The sequence below is a fragment of the Microbacterium sp. LWS13-1.2 genome (genome assembly GCF_040144835.1).
In the GTDB taxonomy this organism is placed as follows: Bacteria; Actinomycetota; Actinomycetes; order Actinomycetales; family Microbacteriaceae; genus Microbacterium.
The window spans coordinates 2,367,478-2,387,483 of sequence record NZ_CP151632.1 but is presented as its reverse complement, the minus strand read 5'-3'; the positions used below and the strand labels follow the sequence as shown (position 1 = coordinate 2,387,483).

The following is a 20,006-nucleotide window of genomic DNA, read 5'->3' as shown; positions in this document are numbered from 1 at the left end:
CCCCCGGCGCGGCAGGGCGCGAATGGGAGGATGGATGCCGTGACCGTCCCCACGCCCTCTCCCGACGCCGCCGGCGCGTCACCTCGAGCCGCCGGGCGGGTGGGCCCGGCCGCCGAACCGCTCCAGGACCTCGTCGACCATGCCCGCCACACGCGCGTGGTGGTGATCGGCGGCGGCATCGCCGGGCTGGTCGCCGCCTGGGAGTGCGCCAAGGTCGGCATGGGCGTCACGCTCGTGGAGGCATCCGATCGCCTCGGCGGCACGATCGACTCGGCCCGTATCGGGGACCACGAACTCGAGACCGGCGTCACCTGCTGGTCCACTCGCGGCGGCGCCGTGCGACGGCTGGTCGACGAGGTGCTGCCGGGGGCCGCCATCGTGACGCCGCGCGACGAGCGCGAGTGGATCGCCGGCCTCGTGAAGGGCGGTGCCGCGCCACTGCCGACGGAGCAGGTGCTCGGCATCCCGGCGAATCCGTGGGACGAGGACGTGCGCCGCTTGATCGGCTGGGACGGCACGTGGCGCGCCTACCTCGACCGCCTGCGTCCGCCGCTGACGATCGGCGCCCAGCGCAGCCTCGGCCGCCTCGTGCAGAGCCGCATGGGCGCCAAGGTGCGCGAACGTCTCGTCGCACCGCTCACCGTGGACCGCTTCGGCCTCGACCCCGACGACGTCGACGTCGAGATCGCGGCGCCTGGACTGAGCAACGCGCTCACCCGCACCGGCTGGCTGGGCGGCGCCGTCGCCGACGTCCGCGTGGGTGCCTCGGGTGCCGCGATCGAAGGGCTGGACGGCGGGATGCCGCAGCTCGTGGCCGCTCTGGCGGAACGGCTGGCGGAGCGCGGGGTCGTGCTGCACACGAACGCGCGGGCGTCGAGCCTCGTGCGCAGCGGCGAGACCTGGACGGTCGGCCTCGCAGCGCAGACGGCCGCGGCGCCGACGAGCTCGGCCGCGACGTCCGCCGAGCCGGACCAGGCACTCCCGGGAGACCTCCCGGCCGACGCCGTCGTCATCGCGACCGGCGAAGCCGCCGCGCGCGCCCTCGTGGCTCCTGCGCTCGGCGCCCCTGAGTTCGCCGACGTGCCGCCGGCAGGCATCGCACGGGAGGTCGTGACGCTGGTCGTCGACGCCCCCGAGCTCGACGCGGCTCCGCGCGGCGCGCACGTGCACGCCGTGCCCGGGGCGCGCGGAGCGACGGGGCTCGTCCAGGAGACCGCGCGCTGGGAGTGGCTCGCCCGTGAGGTCGGGCCCGGCCGCCACGTCCTCCGCGTCGCCTTCGGCGCACCGGGAGTCGTGCCCGCCACGGCGGGACTGGACGACGCCGATGCGGCCGCTCTCGCCGCGGCAGAGGCATCCGCCCTCCTCGGTGTGGCTCTCGACGCGGACCGGACCGTCGGCGCGCACCGTGGCGCGTTCACCCTCGCCCCGCCCGCCTCGGCCCTCGGGCACCGCGATCGCGCGGCCGGCGTGCGCGCTGCGGTCGAGCGTGCGCACGGCCTGGCGACGGTCGGTGCGTGGCTCTCGGGAAGCGGGCTGGCCCAGGTGGTCGCCGACGCGCGCGAGGAGACCGACCGGCTGCGCCGCCGGGTGCTGTGGGGCGCAGCCGCAACGGAATGAGCACGCGGTGACGACCGGTGTCAAGGGTGGATGCCGGAATCGGCATACAGGGCTACCCTGGGAGGGTCGTCAGGTGCACACCGAAGCGTGAGGAGACCTCATGAAGGGCAAGGCAGGACTGGTCGTCGGACTTGCGATCGGGTACGTCCTCGGTACGCGGGCGGGCCGAGAGCGGTACGAGCAGATCAAGGCGCAGTGGCTGAAGGTGTGGAACGCCGAGCCCGTGAAGGCGCAGGTCGACAAGGTGAAGGACTTCGCCAAGTCGCAGGCGATGGCGCTGCCGTCCACGCTGTGGGAGTCGGCGGTCAAGGTCACCCAGGCCGCCGGAGCGAAGGGCACGCCCGGGCAGAAGCTCGACGCCGCCCTCAAGGTCGGCCAGGACTCGGCCGACGACGTGGAGAAGGCGGCCCAGACCTCGGCGAAGGCGGTGAAGGACGCCGTCGAGGATGCGATCGACGACGCGTCGCAGAACGGCCGCGGCGGGGCCTGACGTGATGACCACGCCGCGTGGCTTCCGCGACCGCGCGGACGACAGCCTGCTCACGCTGATCGGCGAGATCCCGGAGCTGATCCGCAACCTCGTCATCGCGGAGATCGACGCCGCCAAGGCGTGGCTCTCCCGCACCGCGAAGGACGGCGGGTGGGGTGCGCTGTGGGTGTTCGCCGCCCTGTTCGTGCTCTTCTGGTCGGTGCCCGTCCTCGGCACCTTCGTGATCGCAGGGCTGTCGTCGTGGTGGCCGGTATGGCTCTCGGCGCTCGTCGTCTTCTTCGCGATGCTCGTCATCACGGCGGTGCTGGCCTGGCTCGGCATCCTCCGCTTCAAGAAGATCGGCGAGCGTCAGAACCCCGTGCAGTCGATCGCCCTGGATGTGAAGGAGGTGCGCGATGAGCTCTGACGCCGTCGTGCCCGTGCCCGTGCCCCGCACCGCCGTCCCGCTCGGCATCGGCGATCCCGTCGTGCAGGCGCGCACCGAGCTGAAGGCCGCGCTCGCCGCGATCGAAGAGAAGGCCAACGTGCCACGGCGCGTCGGCCGGGCCGTGGACGACGGTGTCGAGCAGGCTCGCGCCTTCCAGCGCAGCAACCCTGCGCTCGCCGCCGCAGCGGTCATCGTGGGTGCCGTTGCGATCGGCGCCGCCGTCTGGGGTTTCGTCCGCCTGTACACGCGCTGATCCCGCCGCTTCCCGCGCTCTCCACAGGTGAGGGGCACTGCTTCCGGGATGAGGGGTATGCTCGGGAGGCAAGGCAGTGCAACGGTGCGTATGCTGCCGATCGCGCGAACCCGATTCGAATCGCGCATCGGCTGCTCGAACGTGGTGAGCGGCCGACTGAGCACCATCGAGAGTCGACCCCCTTATGAACACCGCCGCAGCTCAGCACCAGTCCCTCAAACCATTGACCGGCTGGCGCGTTCTCGTCCCTCGGGGCGGCCCCTGGGGCGACGGTGTTGCGGCCACTCTCCGTCGTCAGGGAGCGACCCCCGTCATCGCCCCCCTCATCAATTTCGCGCCCACGAATGACCAGGCCACGCTCGAGCAGGCGCTCGCCGATCTGGCAGCCGGCAGGTTCGACTGGCTCACCGTCACGAGCGCTACGACCGTCGACGTGCTCTACGCGTATCGGGCTGTCGTCCCGCCGACCACCAAGGTCGCGGCTGTGGGCGAGACCACCGCGGCAGCGCTCCTCGCCGTCGGCTACCGCGTCGACCTGGTTCCTGAGCGCGACAACTCCGCGGCCGGCATGGCGGAGCAGCTCATCGGCCTCGAGCCGCAGGCCCGCGACATCCTCACGCTGCGCAGCGAGATCGCCAAGCCCGTGCTCACCCGCATGCTGACCGAGGCCGGGCACCGTGTCCGCAGCGTCGTCGCCTACCGCACCGTCGGGGTGCCGGTGACCGAGCGCATCGCGGAAGACGTCCGATCCGGACGCATCAACGCCATCCTCGTGACCAGCGGCTCGGTGGCCGAGCAGGTGCACGAGCAGTTCCCCCACATCCCTGCCACCACCCTCATCGCCGCGATCGGACCGCGCACGGCCAAGGACGCCCGCCGGGCCGGCCTCGACGTCGACGTCATCGCGGACGCGCAGACGGTCGACGCGCTCATCGACGCGGTCGCCAAGTTCTCGCTGCCGCACGCGGCCGACGAGTTCGCACCCCGCACCGGCGTGCTCCCGCAGCTCGGCATGGACGGCCGGGGCTGACGCCAGATGGCCGGCACGCCCCGCATCGTCGTGCTCGCGGGCGGCGTGGGCGGCTCCCGGTTCGTGCTGGGCGTCCGCGCTGCGCTGCGCGCGCGCGGCCTCGACGACACCGCGTCGGCGCTCACCGTGATCGTCAACACAGGTGACGACCTGTGGCTCTCCGGCGTCCGCCTCCAACCCGACGTCGACTCGATCACCTACGCGCTTGCCGGCGTGAACGACGCCGAACGCGGCTGGGGTCGTCAGGGCGACAGCGAGCGCGTCAACCACGAGCTGCAGGAGTGGGGCGCGGGATGGCCCTGGTTCACTCTCGGCGACCTCGACCTCGGCACGCACCTCGCCCGCACCGGCTGGCTGCGCGACGGCCTCACGCCCACGCAGGTGCTCGAGCGGATGTCGCACCGCTGGGACCTCGGCGCACGCCTGCTGCCGATGACCGACGCGGAGGTCGACACCATCGTCGTCCTCCAGGACGGCTCACGCCTGCATTTCCAGGAGTGGTGGACGCGCCACCGCGCCACCCTCGCGCCCGCGCGGTTCGAGAACCCCAGCGTCGGCGACGCCGTTCCCGCACCCGGCGTGACCGAAGCGATCGCGACGGCCGATGTGGTGCTGCTCGCGCCCTCCAACCCCGTCGTGTCGATCGGCCCGATCCTCGCCGTGCCCGGCATCCGTCAGGCGCTCCGCGAGACCGCGGCGCCGGTCGTCGGCGTCTCGCCCATCATCGGCGGCAAGGTCGTGCGCGGCATGGCCGACGTCTGCCTCACCGCGATCGGGGTCGAGACTTCCGCCGCCGCGGTGGCGGGGCTGTACGGTGCGCGTGCGGACGGCGGGCTGCTCGACGCGTGGCTCATCGCCGAGGAGGACGAGGCTGCGGCCGACGAGGTCGCCCGGCTCGGCATCCGATCTCTCGTCCGTCCACTGTGGATGACGGACGATGCGCGTCAGACGGCGCTCGGCGAGGCGGCGCTGACCGCCGGCCTGGCCGACGATCGAGCTCTCTGACGTGCCCGAGCTGGCGTGGTGGGCGTGGGCCCTGCTCGGCGTCGGGGCCGTCGTCGTCGGGCTGTCGAAGACCGCCGTGCCCGGAGCCGGCACAATCGCCGTCGCGATCTTCGCGGCCGTCCTTCCGGCGAAGCAGTCGACCGGCGTGCTGCTGCTGCTGCTGATCGTCGCCGACCTGTTCGCGGTCACCATGTATCGCCGCCACGCGGACTGGCGGACACTCCTGCGGCTCGCCCCTGCCGTCGTCGTCGGCGTGCTGCTGGGCGTGGTGTTCCTGTGGTTCGCCGACGACCTCTGGGTCAAGCGGTCGATCGGCGTCATCCTCCTCGCGGTGATCGCCATCACGCTGCTGCGCCGGCGGTTCATGTCGCAGGTCGACACCGCCGGACCGCACCGCATCGCCGCGGCGACCTACGGGTCGCTCGGAGGGTTCACCACGATGGTCGCGAACGCCGCCGGCCCCGTGATGTCGATGTACTTCCTCGCGGCGCGCTTCGAGGTGAAGGCGTTCCTCGGCACGGCGGCGTGGTTCTTCGCCATCGTCAACCTCTTCAAGGTGCCGTTCTCGATCGGCATCGGGATCATCACCGTGCCCGGGCTTCTCATCGACCTGGTGCTCGTGCCGCTCGTCGTCGCGTCCGCGTTCCTCGGCCGCTGGCTGGCCGACCGCATGCCGCAGTCCGTGTTCGAGAAGCTCGTGATCGCCTTCACCATCGTCGGCGCGGTGTACCTGCTCCTCGGCTGACGGGTCGGGGCGGGCGGCTGGGCCGCGGCATCCGTTCCGGCGCGTGTCCGTCACGTCACCGCATCAGGTGATATGACGTGCGCAGGAGATTCTCTGCGCGATCGTCCTGTCCTGGTGAGATCACCTGATCTCGGGACCGGGGGAGACGGATGCCGCGCTCGGCCTGCGCGCTGCGTTGCGGCTCCAGCGCCTGAGGGTTCACGCGTTCGGGGATCCGGGCCGCGGGGTCAGGTCCAGGGGGAGGCGCGGTCGGGGGCGCGCTGGCTGTCGTCGGGCAGTTGGGGCAGTTCGCGGCCGCCGGCGCGGATGCACAGCCACCGCAGCTGCTCGGGGCTGTCGGGCAGCGCGCGCCACGTGCGCAGCACGCCCTGGCCCACGCGCACCACGGTGCCAGGGCCCACGTCGATGATGTCGTCGTCGAGCGCCATCTGCCCGCGACCGGCGAGGAACACGTAGGCCTCCTCGACGCGCGAGTGCGCGTGCCAGTAGCCCGCTTCCTCACCCGGCTCGTACGCGTTCGCGGTCATGCCGATGTACTGCAGATTCAGCTCGTGGTCGACCACTCGGCGCCCGTCGCGGGAGCTGTCGGGCCGGAACCCGCCGTAGTGCGCCCGCCACTCGTCGAGCCCGCCGATCTCCAGCACCTCGTAGTCGCTCATCACGCCAGGCTAGCGCCGTGCCGGCCGACGGGCCCATCCTCATCCTCGGGCGAGACGCGTCACGCGTCGGCGTGCGCAGCCAGCAGTGCGGCCGTGCGGGGGCCGAGGCCGAGCGCGGCCGCGGCGGTCAACTGCGCGGCGGTGTCGACGTCGCGACGAAGGGTGGAGGCATCCGCGATCGGGAGCGCCTCACACCCCAGCGCGACGTGCCGCGCGAACGAGCCGTCGCCGAAAGACGTCTCCCATGCGACCCCGGCGCGTGCGGTCACCAGCGTCGAGCCCGTGCCCTCCGCGTCGGGCACGACGGCCCGGTCGACGGATGCCGCGGCCCGCAGCGCCTCGGCCAGATCGTCGGGTCGCAGAGCCGGAAGATCGCCGAGGAGGGCTGCGCGCGGCATCCGTCCGTCCGGATCGATCGCAGCCACCCCCACCGCCACCGCGGCGTCGAGCCCGCCCGCCTCGCCCTCGGGGACGAACCGCAGCGCCGGGATCATCGCCGCTTCGCGTGCGAGCGTCGCGTCGTCGGTGACGACGACGACCTGAGCGACGAGCTCGCACACGCTCGCCGCGGTGAGCGTGTCGAGGGCGATCGCGCGGGCGAGGTCGGCGCGGCCCACTCCCTCGACGTCGAGGCGCGACTTGGCGCGCGCCGACGGCTTGACCGGGACCACCACGACCCATCGAGCCGGTCGCAGCTCAGGCGGGTCAGCCGACGGGACCTCGTCGCGCCGGGCCGACGGCGGCTCTGCCTGAGTCGTGCGCGGTGCACGCCCGCGCCGCCGGAAAAGCGGGCTCACGCGCCGAACCGCGCGCGCAGCCGCGGCAGGATCTCCTCGCCGTACAGCCGCAGGAACGCGCCCTGGTCGTGGCCGGGGTCGTGGAACACCAGGTGGCGGAACCCGAGCTCGATGTACCACCCGATGCGCTCGACGTGCTCATCGGGGTCGTCCGACACGATGAACCGCGAGGCCGCGCGCTCGATCGGAAGCTGCTCGCCGAGGCGCTGCATCTCGATCGGGTCGTCGACGCCCATCTTCTCGTCGGGCGTGAGGGCGAGCGGCGCCCAGAACCGGGTCTTCTCCTGCGCGGCCTCGAGTGTCGCGTCAAGCGACACCTTCACCTCGATGAGCGTGTCAATGGCGTCGGCCGGGCGGCCCGCCTTCTCGAGGCCCTCGTGCAGCGCCGGCAGGAGCGTGTCGGTGTAGAGCTCGCGCTTCTTGCCCGACGTGGTGATGAACCCGTCGGCGATGCGACCGGCGAGGCGGGTCGCGGCGGGCCCGGCAGCGCCGATGTAGATCGGCACCGGCTCGGGCAGCTTGTCGTAGATCGTGATGTTGCGGGCGTGGTAGTAGGTGCCGTCGAAGTTGACGCGGTCCTCCGACCACAGCCGGCGGATGAGGCCGATCGCCTCCTTGAGCCGCTGGAACCGCTCGGGCGGGTCGGGCCACGCGATGCCCAGATTCGCCTCGTTGAGCGCCTCGCCCGTGCCGACGCCGAGGATCACGCGCCCCGGGTACATCACGCCGAGCGTCGCGAAGTCCTGCGCGACGACCGTCGGGTTGTACCGGAAGGTGGGGGTCAGCACCGACGTGCCGATGAGCACACGCGAGGTCTTCGCGCCGAGCGCGCCGAGCCACGGGACGGATGCCGGAGCGTGCCCGCCGTCGTGCAGCCACGGCTGCAGGTGGTCCGAGATGAACACCGAGTCGAACCCGGCCTCCTCGGCCTGGATCGCGTAGTCGAGCAGCTCGGCGGGGCCGAACTGCTCGGCGGACGCCTTGTAGCCGAAGCGCAGCGGAACGGTCATGCGGAGCTCCTTTCGAGAGCAGGTTCGCGATCGGGGTGCGGGCGCGGGTCCTCCCGGCGGCCGTGTGGGTCGTCGTGTGCGGGCAGGAATTCCGAGCCGTCCGCCCGGGCGAGCCGCTCGCGGAAGGCGTCGACGGTGCCGGGCCACAGCAGGGCGAGCCGGCCGGAGCGCTCGTCGACGTACCAGTTGCGGCATCCGCCGGTCATCCAGCGGGTGGATGCCGCCGCCCGCGCGATCTCGTCGGTGTACTGCCGTTCGGCCTCGGGGTCGACGCGAAGCACCCGGCCCGAACGGTCGTCGAGGACGCGGGTGACGTAGCCCGCCTGCTCCTCGATCATGAGCACGGACGACGAATGACCCAGTGACGCGTTCGGGCCGTTGAGCACGAAGAGATTGGGGAAGCCCGCGACGACGGTCGAGGCGAAGGCCGTCATCCCGCCCGACCAGTGCTCGGCGAGCGTCTGGCCGTGCTCGCCTGCGACGAGCTCGGCGTAGGGCTGGCGGGTCGAGGCGAAGCCGGTTGCGAGGACGAGCGCATCGATCTCGTGGCGCGTGCCATCGGAGGCGACGAGTGTCGAGCCCTCCACGGCGGCGAGCGCGGCCGGCACGAGTGACACGGCGTCGGATGCGACGGCGGGGTAGAACTCGTCCGAGAGCAGCACGCGCTTGCATCCGAACGCGTAGTCCGGGGTGAGCGCGGCGCGCAGCGCGGGATTGGCCACGTGTCGTTCGAGGTGCGCGAGCGCCACGGCCTCGGCCTCCGCCGCGGCGGCGGAGTCCCCCGAGCGCGAGGCGAAGCGCGCCTCGCCCTCGGCATACAGATCGGCTCGCAGCGCCTCGAGCGACGCGGGGTCCGTGACGAACCGGGCGCGCTCGGCGTCGGAGTACGCGTCCCCGCCGCGCGGCACGATCCATGCGGGCGTGCGCTGGAAGAGCGTGACATGCGCCGCTGCGCGCGCGAGCTCGGGCACGATCTGGACGGCACTGGCCCCGGTGCCGACGACGCCGACGCGTGCGCCGGTGAGATCTGCGGAGTGATTCCACCGCGCCGAGTGGAACAGCGGCCCCGGGAACTGCTCGAGGCCGGCGATCCGGGGGATCGTCGGCTCAGTGAGCCGCCCGCACGCGAGCACCAGCACGTCGGCGACGATGACGTCGTCATCGGTCTCGCCCTCGCGTCCGGATAACGCGCCCCGATGTCCGGCGGACCGCTGGTACGCCCCCGCAGGTGACGTGCCGATGCGCCAGACCGCGTGCCCGGCATCCCATTCGGCCCGCTGCATCGCCGTGCGCAGGCGCAGCCGGTCGCCCAGACCCTCGACGTCGACGACGTGCTCGAGGTAGGAGTGGATCTCGGCGCCCTTCGCGTACGTGCCCGACCATGACGGGTTCGGGTGCGCGGCGAAGCCGTACAGGTGCGACGGCACGTCGCACGCGACGCCCGGGTAGGTGTTGTCGCGCCAGGTGCCGCCGACGGATGCGCCGCGCTCGAGCACGACGAAGTCCTCGCGGCCGGCGCGACGCAGCGCCATCGCCATGCCGATGCCCGCGAACCCGGCACCGACGATCGCGACCTCGACGCGGGTCATCGCGTCGCCTGGCCGTACGTCGTGGTGCGCCGGCGGAACGGGCGGAACAGCCGCGCGACCATGGCGGCGGCATCCGTCACCGGCAGTTCGAGGCCGTGCTCGATGCCCGCCTCGGGCTTGACGCGGCCGTCGAGCAGCGTGCCACCCAGGTCGTCGCCACCGGACTGCAGCAGGACGACGGAAGCCTCGCGCCCGACGCGCGTCCAGGGGATCTGCACGTGCGGGATGCTGCCCGACAGCAGCAGGCGCGACACCGCGACCATCGCGCGGTGCTCGTCGAGCGACGCCCGGCCGGGGACGAGCGGCACGCCGCCGGCGGGGCCCGGAAGGGGGATCGGCACGAACTCGGTGAACCCGCCCCCGGTCGCTGAGCTTGTCGAAGCGCCTTGGATCGCGCGCAGCCGCCGGAGGTGCGCGACGCGCTCGGCGGTGGTCTCGACGTGCCCGTAGAAGAGCACGCTCGTCGAGCGGAGGCCCGCGCGATGCGCCGCGGTGATGCCCTCGATCCAGCGGTCGATCTCGAGGTCGCCGGGGGCCACGAGGCCGCGGACGCGCTCGCTCAGCACCTTGACGCCGGTGCCGGGAACGGTGTCGACGCCCGCCTCGCGCAGGGCGGCCAGCGCCGCGTCGAGTCCGAGACCGGAGCGGTCGGCGAGATCGCGCACATCCTGCGGGCGGTACGCGTGGAGATGGATGCCGGGCGCCGCCGCCTTCACCGCACGCGCGATGTCGAGGTAGCCCGACGCGTCTACTTCCGGCGGTAGCAGACCCTGCACGCACAGCTCGGTGGCGCCGAGGTCCCACGCGTCGGCGGCGATGGCGCCGACGTCGTCCAGCGTGAACGTCGCCGGGTCGTCGGTCGCCGCGGCGCGGAGCCCAGAGGACGTGAGGTTGCGGTTGACGACGAGCGTGACCGCCTCGCCCACGGTGTAGCGGCGCACGTCGTCGGCCGTCGCGGCGAGCACGTCGAGGTCGTCGCCGGTCGCCTCCAGGAGCGCGACCCACTCGGCGTCGTCGAGCGCGAGCGGGTCGGCGGCGGCCGCGTCGGTCAGGCGGCGGATGTCCGCCCGCACGGCGCCGTGGCCGGGTTGCGGGCTCGCGGTCCCTGAGCTTGTCGAAGGGCGCTCGCTCAACGACCGGGGGGCGGGTTGCGGGCGTTTCGTCTCGCTCGCGGTCCCTGAGCTTGTCGAAGGGCGCTCGCTCGACGACCGGGGGGCGGGTTGCGGGCGTTTCGTCTCGCTCGCGGTCCCTGAGCTTGTCGAAGGGCGCTCGCTCGACGACCGGGGGGCGGGTTGCGGGCGTTTCGTCTCGCTCGTTCCTCGCTCGCTCAACGACCGGGGGGCGGGTTCCGCGCTCGCTGCGGGCTCGCTCGACGCCCCGGACACGGGTTCCGGTCGTTGAGCGAAGGGCGCTCTGGCGCCCGAAGACGAAACGCCTGCACCCGGCGCACGGCTCGGTGCGGCGGCCAGGCCGGTCGCGGGGTCGGCGAGCGCCGTGACGGCGGGGCGCAGGTCGGAGTCGATCCACGTCTCGGCCTCGAGCACGAACTCGGGCTGAGCGGTCAGGCGCTCGCGCAGCTCGAAGCCCAGCTCGGCCGTCATGCGGGCGAGGTCGTCGAGGTGCGGCCACGGACGCTCGGGATTGACGTGATCGGCCGTCAGCGGCGAAACTCCGCCCCAGTCGTCGGCGCCGGCGCGCACGAGCAGGTCGAACTCGGTGGGATCCGAGAGGTTCGGCGGCACCTGGATCCGCATGCGGGGTCCCATGACCAGTCGCGCCACGGCGACCGCGGCGACGTACTCGAGCAGATCGGCGTCGGGCGCGGCCTGCATCGCGGTGCGGGGCTTCGCGCGGAAGTTCTGCACGATCACTTCCTGCACGTGGCCCTGGCCATCGATCATGTGCCGCTCGTGGGCGCCACGGATCGCGACGAGCGACTCGGCGCGGTCGGCGGCGGTCTCACCGATGCCGACGAGGATGCCGGTCGTGAAGGGCACGCGCTCGCGCCCCGCCGCATCGATCACCTCGAGCCGTACGGCCGGATCCTTGTCGGGCGAGCCGAAGTGGACCTGTCCGGGCTCTTCGAACAGCCGGCGCGACGTCGTCTCGAGCATCATGCCCATCGACGGCGCGATCGGCCGCAGCACCCGCAGCTCCTCCGAGCTCATGACACCCGGATTCGCGTGGGCGAGCAGCCCGGTCTCGGCGGTCACCAGGCGGGCGATGTGGGCGACGTATTCGATCGTCGACGCGAACCCGTGCTCGTCGAGCCACGCCCGCGCCTCGGGCCAGCGATCCTCGGGGCGGTCGCCGAGGGTCAGCAGGACCTCCTTGCAGCCCATCGCCTGACCCTGTCGCACCACGGCGAGCACCTGCTCGGGCGACATGTACGCGGGCTTGCGCTTCTTCAGCAGCTGGCCGGGGGTGTCGACGAACACGCAGTAGTGGCAGCGATCGCGGCACAGTGTCGTCAGCGGGACGAAGACCTTGCGGGAGTACGTGATCATGCCCGGGCGACCGGATGCCGCGAGCCCGGCATCCCGCAGTTCGCCTGCGATCGCGAGCAGACGCTCGAACTGCTCGCCGGTCGCGGCGAGCAGCGTCTCGGCGTCGGCCGCGTCGAGCCGTTCGCCCGTGGCGGCGCGCGCCAGCGCTGCGTCGACGGCGGCGGGGGAGGCCGCTGCGGGGGGCGCGGTGACGGAGGGGGACACGACGGTCACCGATCCAGTCTTGCACCAAGCGGAGACGCCGGGGTCGCGGATCGTTGCCCTCCCGTAAGCAAATGAGCCCGGTTCCCGGGTGACCCGCTGGCAGACTAGTCGCATGGTGACGCTGCTGCTCGACTCGACGCAGCTCGAAGTGGTGCTGTCGGTGTCGGAGCGCGCGCTGTCATTCCGCAAGGGGAACGTTGTCATCGAACGGTCCACGATCACCAAGGTGCAGCTCACCGATGACGCCTGGACCTGGCTGCGGGGCATCCCGAGCCCGGGCACGCACCTGCGCGGCGTCATCGCGATGGGGACGTGGCGCTCGGCGGGCGGCGACGACTTCGCCGTGATCCGCCGTCGCCGGCCCAGCGTCGTGATCGACCTCGAGGGCCACCCCGAGTTCCAGCGGATCATCCTGACGACCCGCCACGGCCTCGCGCTCGTGCAGGCGCTGCGTGTCGAGGTCGCCGCGGAGGCCGCCGACGTCGCTGAGATCGCGGCGGAGACGGGCACCATCCCCGTCGTGCCCGAGAAGAAGCCGCGCAAGCGCAAGACTCCCGCGCCCGCTCCCGCCGTCTGAAACCCCCGTGGCCCGCGTGTGCGGTCCGGGTTTCGCCGTTTCGGGATGCCGCGATCCTGCGTTTCCTGGACCCCTGGCGTTGCTCAGACCGCCGTCGGGCCGTGCGCGGTCCGGGTTTCGCAGGTTGGGGGCGGCCGGAAGCTGCGTTTCCTGGACCGGAGCGGCTGCGTCAGCTGACGTCGCGGCGCCAGCTCACGAGGTGGCCGACCACGACGAACACCACCGCGTAGCCGAGCAGGATGAGGCCGCCCGCCCACCACTCGAGCGGCTCCGCCGAGCCCTGCGGCATGCTCGCCGACAGCACGCTCGCTCCCACGAGGGCGTCGCTGGCGGCGCCGGGGAGGAACCGCGTGAAGCCCGACAGGCCGTCGACGAACGCCGCGGCGGTGCGGCCGATGGGCTCGACGAATTGCGTGAAGACCAGCACGCCGACGATGGCCCCGACCTGGTTGCGCACCAGGGCGCCGACCCCGACGCCGATGAGGGTCCAGAGCACGTAGGCGAGCAGCATCCGTCCGAGCATCGTCCAGGTGTCGAGCGATGTGATCTCGGTCTCGAGCCCGAAGCCGGCGAGGAAGGCGGCCGACGTGCCCAGCGCCGCCGCGATGCCGATGACGCCGAGCACCACGCCGATGAGGACGCCGACGGCGAGCTTCGCGGCGAGCACCCGGCCGCGGCGCGGCGTCGCGAGGAACGTCGGGGTCAGCGTCTTGTGCCGGAACTCCGCGGTCACCATGAGCGTGCCCACGAGGAGGGGGAAGACATACCCGACCGCGGTGGCCGTGCTGTAGAGGGTCGCGGCCAGGCCCTCTTCGGGGAGCGGTGGCGCGTTGCCAGGAAGCGCGCCCGTCGCCGCAGCGGCGAACACGAAGCCGAGGGCGGCCGCGGTGAAGGCGACGTAGGCGAAGAGGACGACGGCGAGGATCCACCAGACGCTGGTCGAGAAGAGCTTCGTCGTCTCGGCGCGCGTGGCTGCGGTCAGGCTCATCGGTCGCCCCGTTCCTGGTCGACGGACTCGCGGTCGTCGGCGGCCACGCGCTCTTCGTCACCATCGGAGGGGACGGATGCCTCGTCCGGCGTCGGCGGGACCGGCTCGGCCGTGTCGTCGGTCGTGGTCTCCGGGACCTCGGTCGCGGTCTCGGTCGTGGTCTCGGGGACCTCGGTCGCGGGGACCTCGGTCGCGGGGACTGCGTCGTCGTACGCGTCCTCGAAGGCGGCGGCCTCCGGCGGGATCCAGGGCTCGGGATCCGGCCCGGGACCCGGGTCTTCCGTCGCGGCGGGCGGGTCTTCGGGTGCGGCGTCGGGATCGCCGGCGTCCTCGGGATGGGACTCGGAGGTCGCGGAGGGCGGGTCGGTGTCGACGTCGGGTTCGGCGTCGCCGGCGTGCTCGGGATCCGCGCCGGGAGTGGGGCCGGGGTCGGCCGGGTCGGTGTCGGCCCCGGGATCGGCGTCACCGGCGGGCTGCGCTTCGGCATCCGCGTCGGGGTCGGATGCTGCATCCGCCTCGCCGCCGGGAACGGCGCGAGGATTGCCGTCGGCGTCGAACGCCGCGAAGAAGGCGTCGGCCTCGACATCGGAATCCGTCTTGACGTAGTGCTCCCACGGACGGTCGTCGTCCGCGTCGGCGGGCTCGGGGGTCGAGAGCTCGTCGTCGATCTCGCCGAGGGCCTCCACGTCGGGATCCGCGTCCTCCGGCGCCCACGGATCATCGGCGGGGTATTCGCCGGACTCCTCGAGGATCGCTGCCCGCGCCGACGGCGCCTCGGCCGCGGGCTCTGCGGCGGCGTGCTCGGCGTCGACCTGCTCGTCGTCCTGTTCGTCGTCCTGCTCCTCGGCGGATGCCGGCGCGGGCTGGGCCGCGTTCTGCGCGGCGGCGGGAACGATGTCGATCACCCCGGTGCCGGCGACCGAGTACATCGACGGCGCGGACACCGCCAGCGGTGGCTCGGCAGCAGCGGGCAGGTCTTCGCCACCGGCACCCGCGTCGTGCGCGCTCTCGGCGGAATCGGCATAGGCGGGTGCGTGGCCACGCTCCGCGAAGGGCTCCTCGTCGCGCGCCTCGCGGGATTCGCCGGCCCACGCGGCGCCGGCGGCCGCGGCCAGAGCGGCGGCCGCACCGGGGGCTCCTGTCGCCTCGGCATCGAGCGCCGCGGCGCTGAGCGCCGACTCCTCGGCCTCATCCGCCTCCGAGTCGCCGTCCTCGTCGGATGCCGGCGCCTCGACCGACTGCGCCGCGATCGCGTCCACCGCGACCGCGTCCACGGCGGTCGCCTCGGCCGACTCCGGCGGGACCGCGTCCACCGGGACCACGTCCACCGCGATCGCGTCCACCGCGACCGCGTCCACGGCGGTCACCTCGACCGATTCCGCGGAGGCCGCAGCGTCCGGCTCCGCGGAGGCCGCAGCCGCGGCGACACCGATGACCCCGGCCGCACCGGCTGCGGCATCCGTTCCCTGCACCGGCGAGAGCGAGCCGACGGCGCCGGTCGCGCTGGCGTGCACGCGGACGCCGTTCACGAGGTCGAGGAAGACCTCCTCGAGCGCCGGTCCGCGCCGGTGCAGCGACGACAGCGCCACGCCGCCGGCTGCGGCGGCCGCACCCACGGCGGCCGGGTCGACGCCGCGCACGGTCAGGCCCGAGCGGAGCACTTCGAACGGCACGCCCGCCGCCCGCAGGGCATCCATGAGCGCCGCGCGGTCGGGGGCATCGACGACCGTGGCGTGCTCGTCGGGGTCGGTGAGCTCGTCGATGGAGCCCTGGAACACCAGGCGCCCGCGCGAGATGATCAGCAGCGCGTCGACGGTCTGCTGCACCTCGGCGAGCAGGTGCGACGACACGAGCACCGTGCGGCCCTCGGCCGCGAGCTGGCGGAGGAAGCCGCGCATCCAGCGGATCCCCTCGGGATCGAGGCCGTTCGCCGGCTCGTCGAGCACGAGCACGCCCGGGTCGCCCAGCAGCGCGTAGGCGAGGCCCAGGCGCTGGCGCATGCCGAGTGAGAATCCGCCGACCTTGCGGCCCGCGGCATCCGTCAATCCCACGAGGTCCAGCACCTCGCCGACGCGCGTCTTCGCGATGCCCGCGGCCTGCGCGTAGATGGTGAGGTGCGCCGCCGCCGTGCGACCGGGGTGGAAGCTGGATGCCTCGAGCACGGCGCCGACGGTCTGCAGCGGCTGGTCGAGCTCGGCGTAGCGCTTGCCGCCGATCGTCGCGTGGCCGTCCGTGGCGCGGACGAGGCCCAAGAGGATCCGCAGCGTCGTGGTCTTGCCGGCGCCGTTCGGGCCGAGGAATCCGGTCACCTGCCCGGGCTGGACGCGGGCGGTGAGCCCGGAGACGGCCGTGACGGCGCCGAAGCGCTTGGTGACACCTGAGAACTCCAGCGACTGGCCGTGGGGCATGCCGAACCCTTCCCGTGGACGTGAGCGAGACACCCCGCGGGGCACAGGTCGGGGCCGCTTCATTGCGGATTCCTTGCGGAACCGAGTCCCATCCTGGCGGAAATCCCGCTCCAGCGTGGGAGAACTTCACTCGGCCGGTAACGTTGCGCTCGTGACCGACCTCGCCACCGACGCCGCAGAGCCTACCGTCCTCGCACGCGCGAGCGGGGGCCTCGGGCGCCTGACCCTGAACCGTCCGCGGGCGATCAACGCCCTCGACCTCGGCATGGTCCGTCGGCTGCACGAGGTCCTCGACGCTTGGGAGCACGACACCGAGGTCGACGTCGTGCTGCTCGACGGCGCCGGCGAGCGCGGGCTGTGCGCCGGCGGCGACGTGCGCGGGCTCGCCGAGCAGGTCACGAGCGGCCGCGCCGAGGACGCCGGGGTGTTCTTCCGCGACGAGTACGCGATCAACGCCCGCATCGCCGAGTACCCGAAGCCCTTCATCGCGTTCGCGGACGGCATCACGATGGGCGGGGGCATCGGCGTCGCAGGGCACGCGGCGATCCGCATCGTGACCGAGCGGTCGCAGCTGGCGATGCCCGAGACGCGCATCGGCTTCACCCCCGACGTCGGCGGCACGTGGCTGCTGGCCCACGCGCCGGGCCGCCTGGGGGAGTACCTCGGACTCACCGGGGCGGTGATGGATGCCTCGGACGCGATCTACGCCGGATTCGCCGACCACTTCGTGCCGCACGAGAACCTCGACGCGGTCCGCGATGCGCTCGAGACGCGCGCCGATCCCTCCACGCCGACCGAGCTGGTGCTGCTCTTCGACGAGACACCGGTGCGATCGAAGCTCGAGGCGGCACGCGCGTGGATCGACGACGCCTTCGCCGCCGACACTGTGCCCGAGATCGTCGAGCGACTGCGCGCGCGCCCCGAGCCCGAGGCATCCGCCACCGCCGATCTGCTCGGCGAGCTCTCGCCGACCGGGCTCGCGGTGACGCTGGCGGCCGTGCGCCGCGCGCGCGAGCTGCCGGGACTGCGCGACGCGCTCGACCAGGAGTACGGGCTCGTGATGTGGTTCGCCACGACCCAGCCCGACCTCGCGGAGGGCATCCGGGCGCAGGTCATCGACAAGGACCGCTCGCCGCGCTGGCAGCCCGCGACGCTCGCCGACCTGCCGCCGGACGTCGGTGCGACCGCGCTGGCCCACCGACCCGACATCCCGCTCTGGGGTTGACACGGGTCGGCGGACAGGAAGGATCATGGCAACCCGAACCCGGCGCCGCGCGTACTCGATCGGTGTGGCGATCGACTGGTTCTTCTTCGTCTTCGCCGGGCTGGCGGCACTGTGGCTGGCCTACCTCAGCTTCACCGAGACGTTCCACGTCGGCTGGTGGGGCATCCCGTTCTTCCTGGCGTTCTGGCTGCTGCTCGCCTACCTCGTGCTGCCCCGCCTGCACCGCATCCTCACCACCATCTACGTGCCCGAGTACTTCATCGGACGCACCCGGACCAGCGACGGGCTCCTCGGTGATCCGGTGAACCTGGCGTTCCAGGGCAGCGGCGAGCAGATCCGCGCCGCGCTCGAGGCCGCCGGCTGGACGCGCGCAGAGCCCGTCACCCTCGGGTCTTCATGGCGCATCGTCGCGTCGACGCTCACGCGGCGCAGCTACGACGAGGCGCCGGTGAGCCCGCTGTTCCTCTTCGGCCGCCAGCAGGACTTCGCGTACCAGCAGGAGGTCGACGGCAATCCCGCGCAACGTCACCATGTGCGGTTCTGGCGCTGCCCCGACGACTGGCTGCTGCCCGGCGGGCGCCGGGTCGAGTGGCTCGCCGCGGGCACCTTCGACACGCGGGTGGGCCTGTCGCTGTTCACGCTGCAGGTCACGCACAAGATCGACGCCGACACCGATGTCGAGCGCGACCACATCGTCCGGACGGTGACGGATGCCGATGCCCGCGTCGCTGTCGACGTCATCGCCGACTTCGCCACCGGCTACCACGCGCGCAACGGCGGCGGCGACAGCATCCGCACCGACGGCGACCTGCCCATCGTCGACGTGCGGGCGGTCGAGCCGCGCGTCGGCGCGTCCGGGGAGGTGGCGGCGTGAGCGCAGAGACGCCTGCTCCCCAGAAACGGCCCGCGTTCGAGCCCGCCGCGCGACTGCTGAAGCCGCCGCAGTACGACCCGCACATGAAGCGGCCGATCTCCACGACGGCCGGCGCAGCGCTGATCCTGCTGCGCGTCCTCGCCGGTGTGGCCGTGCTCGTCGGCATCGCGGCCGGGTGGGACGAGATCCTCGCCGATCCCGACTCCGTGCTCGAGGGGTTCGACCCGAGCCCGGAGGGTACGCAGGCAGCGCTGTGGCTCGTGCTGGGCACGGGCGCGGTGGTGCTGCTGCTCGACCTCGCGCTGGCATTCCTCGTATACCGGGGCATCAACTGGGCGCGCGTGGTCGTGATGCTCATCTCGGTGCTCTCGATCAGTACATCCTTCACCGCGTGGTGGGCGCAGGGCCAGGAGATCGAGATCGACGGGACGTACGTGTCGCTGAGCCTCGACATCCTGGTCCTGCTCGCCCTGTCCAGCCGCAGCGCCGCCGCCTACGCTCGGCGGAACGAGCGCCGCGACGCGCCCGACGATCGGACGCGATGAGCGCCGCGACGCGCCCGACGGCCCGGGGGTGACGTAGCCTGATCTGCGGTGTTCCGCGCGGTCGCTCCGTGCGGCAGCGGCTCGTGGGGAGGGTGCGTGTTCGACAGTCCGCTCTCGGCGTCGGCCTACGAGGTGCTCGCGGTCGACCCCGCTGTCGACGACGAGACGCTGCGCAAGGCCTATCGCCTGCGGCTGCGGCAGACCCACCCCGACACCGGCGGCGACGCCGCCGTGTTCGTCCAGGTGCAGCGCGCGTGGGAGCTCGTCGGCACACCGGACGCCCGCGCGGCGTACGACCGCGGCCACGGGTTCGGCGAGGCGGCGGCCCCCGAGTGGTCGGGCTGGCGGCCGCCGGCGGCCCGCACCGACACCCGTCCGCGTGCGCGCTCGTACGGGCACCCGGGCGGCTGGCGTCGCGAGCGCTACCTCACGCTCATCCGCGAGTGGGCCGGACGCGGCGTGACGCTCGACGACCCGTACGATCCGGCGCTCGTGCGCTCGGCCCCCGTGGCGTTGCGGCGCCTGCTCGCTGATGCGCTCGCCGAGGAGGCGACGGCCCGCATCGTGGCCGACCTCGGCATGGGCTACACGGTGTGGCACGATGTCGCCGCGGCGGGACGGGATGCCGATCCCGACGCCAAGATCGACCACGTCGTGCTCGGCCCGAGCGGCCTGTACGGCATCCTGTCGGAGGACTTCGGCGGACCCGCGCGCCTGCGGCGCGGCGAGTTCATCGGCGACGGCGTCTCGGGCGCACCGCTGGCCGAGCTGCTGGCTCACATGCGGGTCATCTCACGCGGGGCGGGCGTCCGCTTCAGTGGCGCGATCGTGGTGCTGCCCGACGAAGACGTGATCGATCCGATCCAGGAGCTCGGCAAGGTTCGCGGCGTGCGGGTCGCGGTGACGTCGCGCAGTGCGCTGGCGACCGTGCTGCGTCGTGGCATCACCGGCGCGCGCGACATCGGCGGCAACGAGGTCTTCGACATCCGCACCCGGCTGCAGCAGACCGTCCGCTTCGCATAGCCGCGCGCCCGCGCCTCCTCGACATCGTGTGCT

At 72.9% G+C, this 20,006-nt stretch carries 19 protein-coding genes; 12 read left to right on the top strand and 7 right to left on the bottom strand.

Going from position 1 to position 20,006, the window contains the following annotated elements; genetic code table 11:
* The first annotated feature begins 39 nt into the window (after positions 1 to 39).
* The 7 genes from MRBLWS13_RS11235 to MRBLWS13_RS11205 all read left to right on the top strand — a co-directional run bounded on the left by MRBLWS13_RS11235 (position 40) and on the right by MRBLWS13_RS11205 (position 5,567).
* Positions 40 to 1,617, top strand: coding sequence for an FAD-dependent oxidoreductase (locus tag MRBLWS13_RS11235; RefSeq protein WP_349425462.1), 1,578 nt, complete (start codon positions 40 to 42; stop codon positions 1,615 to 1,617).
* 100 nt (positions 1,618 to 1,717) lie between these two features.
* Positions 1,718 to 2,107, top strand: a complete 390-nt coding sequence (locus tag MRBLWS13_RS11230; RefSeq protein WP_349425461.1) for a hypothetical protein — start codon at positions 1,718 to 1,720, stop codon at positions 2,105 to 2,107.
* Between the two features lie 4 nt (positions 2,108 to 2,111).
* Positions 2,112 to 2,513, top strand: a complete 402-nt coding sequence (locus tag MRBLWS13_RS11225; protein ID WP_349425460.1) for a phage holin family protein — start codon at positions 2,112 to 2,114, stop codon at positions 2,511 to 2,513.
* Entirely contained in the window at positions 2,503 to 2,787 is a 285-nt protein-coding gene (locus MRBLWS13_RS11220; protein ID WP_349425459.1) for a hypothetical protein, read from the top strand. The genes MRBLWS13_RS11225 and MRBLWS13_RS11220 overlap by 11 nt, the downstream gene beginning before the upstream one ends.
* Before the next feature lie 184 nt (positions 2,788 to 2,971).
* Positions 2,972 to 3,817: a uroporphyrinogen-III synthase gene (locus MRBLWS13_RS11215; RefSeq protein ID WP_349425458.1), complete on the top strand. Its 846-nt coding sequence runs from the start codon at positions 2,972 to 2,974 to the stop codon at positions 3,815 to 3,817.
* A gap of 6 nt (positions 3,818 to 3,823) precedes the next feature.
* The gene (cofD, locus tag MRBLWS13_RS11210) at positions 3,824 to 4,822 is read left to right on the top strand and encodes a 2-phospho-L-lactate transferase (RefSeq protein WP_349425457.1); all 999 of its coding nucleotides are present in this window, start codon (positions 3,824 to 3,826) and stop codon (positions 4,820 to 4,822) included.
* 1 nt (position 4,823) lies between these two features.
* Entirely contained in the window at positions 4,824 to 5,567 is a 744-nt protein-coding gene (locus MRBLWS13_RS11205; RefSeq protein ID WP_349425456.1) for a sulfite exporter TauE/SafE family protein, read from the top strand.
* A gap of 227 nt (positions 5,568 to 5,794) precedes the next feature.
* On the opposite strand, the gene MRBLWS13_RS11200 is transcribed toward MRBLWS13_RS11205, so the two are convergent.
* The 5 genes from MRBLWS13_RS11200 to cofG form a co-directional block, all read right to left on the bottom strand.
* Positions 5,795 to 6,226 carry a cupin domain-containing protein gene (locus MRBLWS13_RS11200; protein ID WP_349425455.1) on the bottom strand — a complete coding sequence of 144 codons (432 nt, stop codon included), beginning with the start codon at positions 6,224 to 6,226 and terminating at the stop codon, positions 5,795 to 5,797.
* A 59-nt stretch (positions 6,227 to 6,285) separates the two neighbouring features.
* Positions 6,286 to 6,897, bottom strand: a complete 612-nt coding sequence (gene cofC / locus MRBLWS13_RS11195; RefSeq protein WP_349425454.1) for a 2-phospho-L-lactate guanylyltransferase — start codon at positions 6,895 to 6,897, stop codon at positions 6,286 to 6,288.
* Between the two features lie 122 nt (positions 6,898 to 7,019).
* Entirely contained in the window at positions 7,020 to 8,033 is a 1,014-nt protein-coding gene (fgd, locus tag MRBLWS13_RS11190) for a glucose-6-phosphate dehydrogenase (coenzyme-F420) (protein WP_349425453.1), read from the bottom strand.
* Positions 8,030 to 9,622, bottom strand: a complete 1,593-nt coding sequence (locus tag MRBLWS13_RS11185) for an NAD(P)/FAD-dependent oxidoreductase (protein WP_349425452.1) — start codon at positions 9,620 to 9,622, stop codon at positions 8,030 to 8,032. The genes fgd and MRBLWS13_RS11185 overlap by 4 nt, the downstream gene beginning before the upstream one ends.
* On the bottom strand, positions 9,619 to 12,333 hold the full coding sequence (cofG, locus tag MRBLWS13_RS11180) for a 7,8-didemethyl-8-hydroxy-5-deazariboflavin synthase CofG (RefSeq protein ID WP_349429040.1): 2,715 nt from the start codon (positions 12,331 to 12,333) through the stop codon (positions 9,619 to 9,621). The genes MRBLWS13_RS11185 and cofG overlap by 4 nt, the downstream gene beginning before the upstream one ends.
* A 112-nt stretch (positions 12,334 to 12,445) precedes the next feature.
* On the opposite strand from cofG, the gene MRBLWS13_RS11175 reads away from it, so the two are divergent.
* Positions 12,446 to 12,910, top strand: a complete 465-nt coding sequence (locus tag MRBLWS13_RS11175) for a hypothetical protein (RefSeq protein ID WP_349425451.1) — start codon at positions 12,446 to 12,448, stop codon at positions 12,908 to 12,910.
* Positions 12,911 to 13,079: 169 nt separating this feature from the next.
* Here MRBLWS13_RS11175 and MRBLWS13_RS11170 read toward each other — a convergent pair whose 3' ends face one another.
* Together MRBLWS13_RS11170 and MRBLWS13_RS11165 are read right to left on the bottom strand one after the other, a co-directional pair.
* Positions 13,080 to 13,898 (bottom strand): ABC transporter permease, encoded by an 819-nt coding sequence (locus MRBLWS13_RS11170; protein ID WP_349425450.1) that lies wholly within the window; start codon positions 13,896 to 13,898, stop codon positions 13,080 to 13,082.
* Positions 13,895 to 16,306, bottom strand: a complete 2,412-nt coding sequence (locus MRBLWS13_RS11165; protein ID WP_349425449.1) for an ATP-binding cassette domain-containing protein — start codon at positions 16,304 to 16,306, stop codon at positions 13,895 to 13,897. The genes MRBLWS13_RS11170 and MRBLWS13_RS11165 overlap by 4 nt, the downstream gene beginning before the upstream one ends.
* 151 nt (positions 16,307 to 16,457) lie before the next feature.
* Here MRBLWS13_RS11165 and MRBLWS13_RS11160 point away from each other — a divergent pair, with 151 nt between their 5' ends.
* From MRBLWS13_RS11160 to MRBLWS13_RS11145, 4 genes are all read left to right on the top strand, one after another.
* Positions 16,458 to 17,531, top strand: a complete 1,074-nt coding sequence (locus MRBLWS13_RS11160; protein ID WP_349425448.1) for an enoyl-CoA hydratase/isomerase family protein — start codon at positions 16,458 to 16,460, stop codon at positions 17,529 to 17,531.
* 25 nt (positions 17,532 to 17,556) lie between these two features.
* On the top strand, positions 17,557 to 18,405 hold the full coding sequence (locus MRBLWS13_RS11155; protein ID WP_349425447.1) for an LssY C-terminal domain-containing protein: 849 nt from the start codon (positions 17,557 to 17,559) through the stop codon (positions 18,403 to 18,405).
* A complete protein-coding gene (locus MRBLWS13_RS11150; protein ID WP_349425446.1) occupies positions 18,402 to 18,950 on the top strand; it encodes a hypothetical protein in 549 nt (182 codons plus the stop codon). Before MRBLWS13_RS11155 ends, MRBLWS13_RS11150 begins: the two co-directional genes overlap by 4 nt.
* 96 nt (positions 18,951 to 19,046) lie before the next feature.
* The gene (locus tag MRBLWS13_RS11145) at positions 19,047 to 19,973 is read left to right on the top strand and encodes a DnaJ domain-containing protein (protein WP_349425445.1); all 927 of its coding nucleotides are present in this window, start codon (positions 19,047 to 19,049) and stop codon (positions 19,971 to 19,973) included.
* The last annotated feature ends 33 nt before the right edge of the window (positions 19,974 to 20,006 follow it).

What these genes read in the sequence shown, in the direction of transcription:
- MRBLWS13_RS11230 (WP_349425461.1), top strand. Translation starts at nt 1,718, where the DNA reads ATGAAGGGCAAGGCAGGACTGGTCGTCGGACTTGCGATCGGGTACGTC.
- MRBLWS13_RS11225 (WP_349425460.1), top strand. Translation starts at nt 2,112, where the DNA reads ATGACCACGCCGCGTGGCTTCCGCGACCGCGCGGACGACAGCCTGCTC.
- MRBLWS13_RS11220 (WP_349425459.1), top strand. Translation starts at nt 2,503, where the DNA reads ATGAGCTCTGACGCCGTCGTGCCCGTGCCCGTGCCCCGCACCGCCGTC.
- MRBLWS13_RS11215 (WP_349425458.1), top strand. Translation starts at nt 2,972, where the DNA reads ATGAACACCGCCGCAGCTCAGCACCAGTCCCTCAAACCATTGACCGGC.
- cofD (WP_349425457.1), top strand. Translation starts at nt 3,824, where the DNA reads ATGGCCGGCACGCCCCGCATCGTCGTGCTCGCGGGCGGCGTGGGCGGC.
- MRBLWS13_RS11200 (WP_349425455.1), bottom strand. Translation starts at nt 6,226, where the DNA reads ATGAGCGACTACGAGGTGCTGGAGATCGGCGGGCTCGACGAGTGGCGG.
- fgd (WP_349425453.1), bottom strand. Translation starts at nt 8,033, where the DNA reads ATGACCGTTCCGCTGCGCTTCGGCTACAAGGCGTCCGCCGAGCAGTTC.
- MRBLWS13_RS11185 (WP_349425452.1), bottom strand. Translation starts at nt 9,622, where the DNA reads ATGACCCGCGTCGAGGTCGCGATCGTCGGTGCCGGGTTCGCGGGCATC.
- MRBLWS13_RS11175 (WP_349425451.1), top strand. Translation starts at nt 12,446, where the DNA reads ATGGTGACGCTGCTGCTCGACTCGACGCAGCTCGAAGTGGTGCTGTCG.
- MRBLWS13_RS11170 (WP_349425450.1), bottom strand. Translation starts at nt 13,898, where the DNA reads ATGAGCCTGACCGCAGCCACGCGCGCCGAGACGACGAAGCTCTTCTCG.
- MRBLWS13_RS11165 (WP_349425449.1), bottom strand. Translation starts at nt 16,306, where the DNA reads ATGCCCCACGGCCAGTCGCTGGAGTTCTCAGGTGTCACCAAGCGCTTC.
- MRBLWS13_RS11155 (WP_349425447.1), top strand. Translation starts at nt 17,557, where the DNA reads ATGGCAACCCGAACCCGGCGCCGCGCGTACTCGATCGGTGTGGCGATC.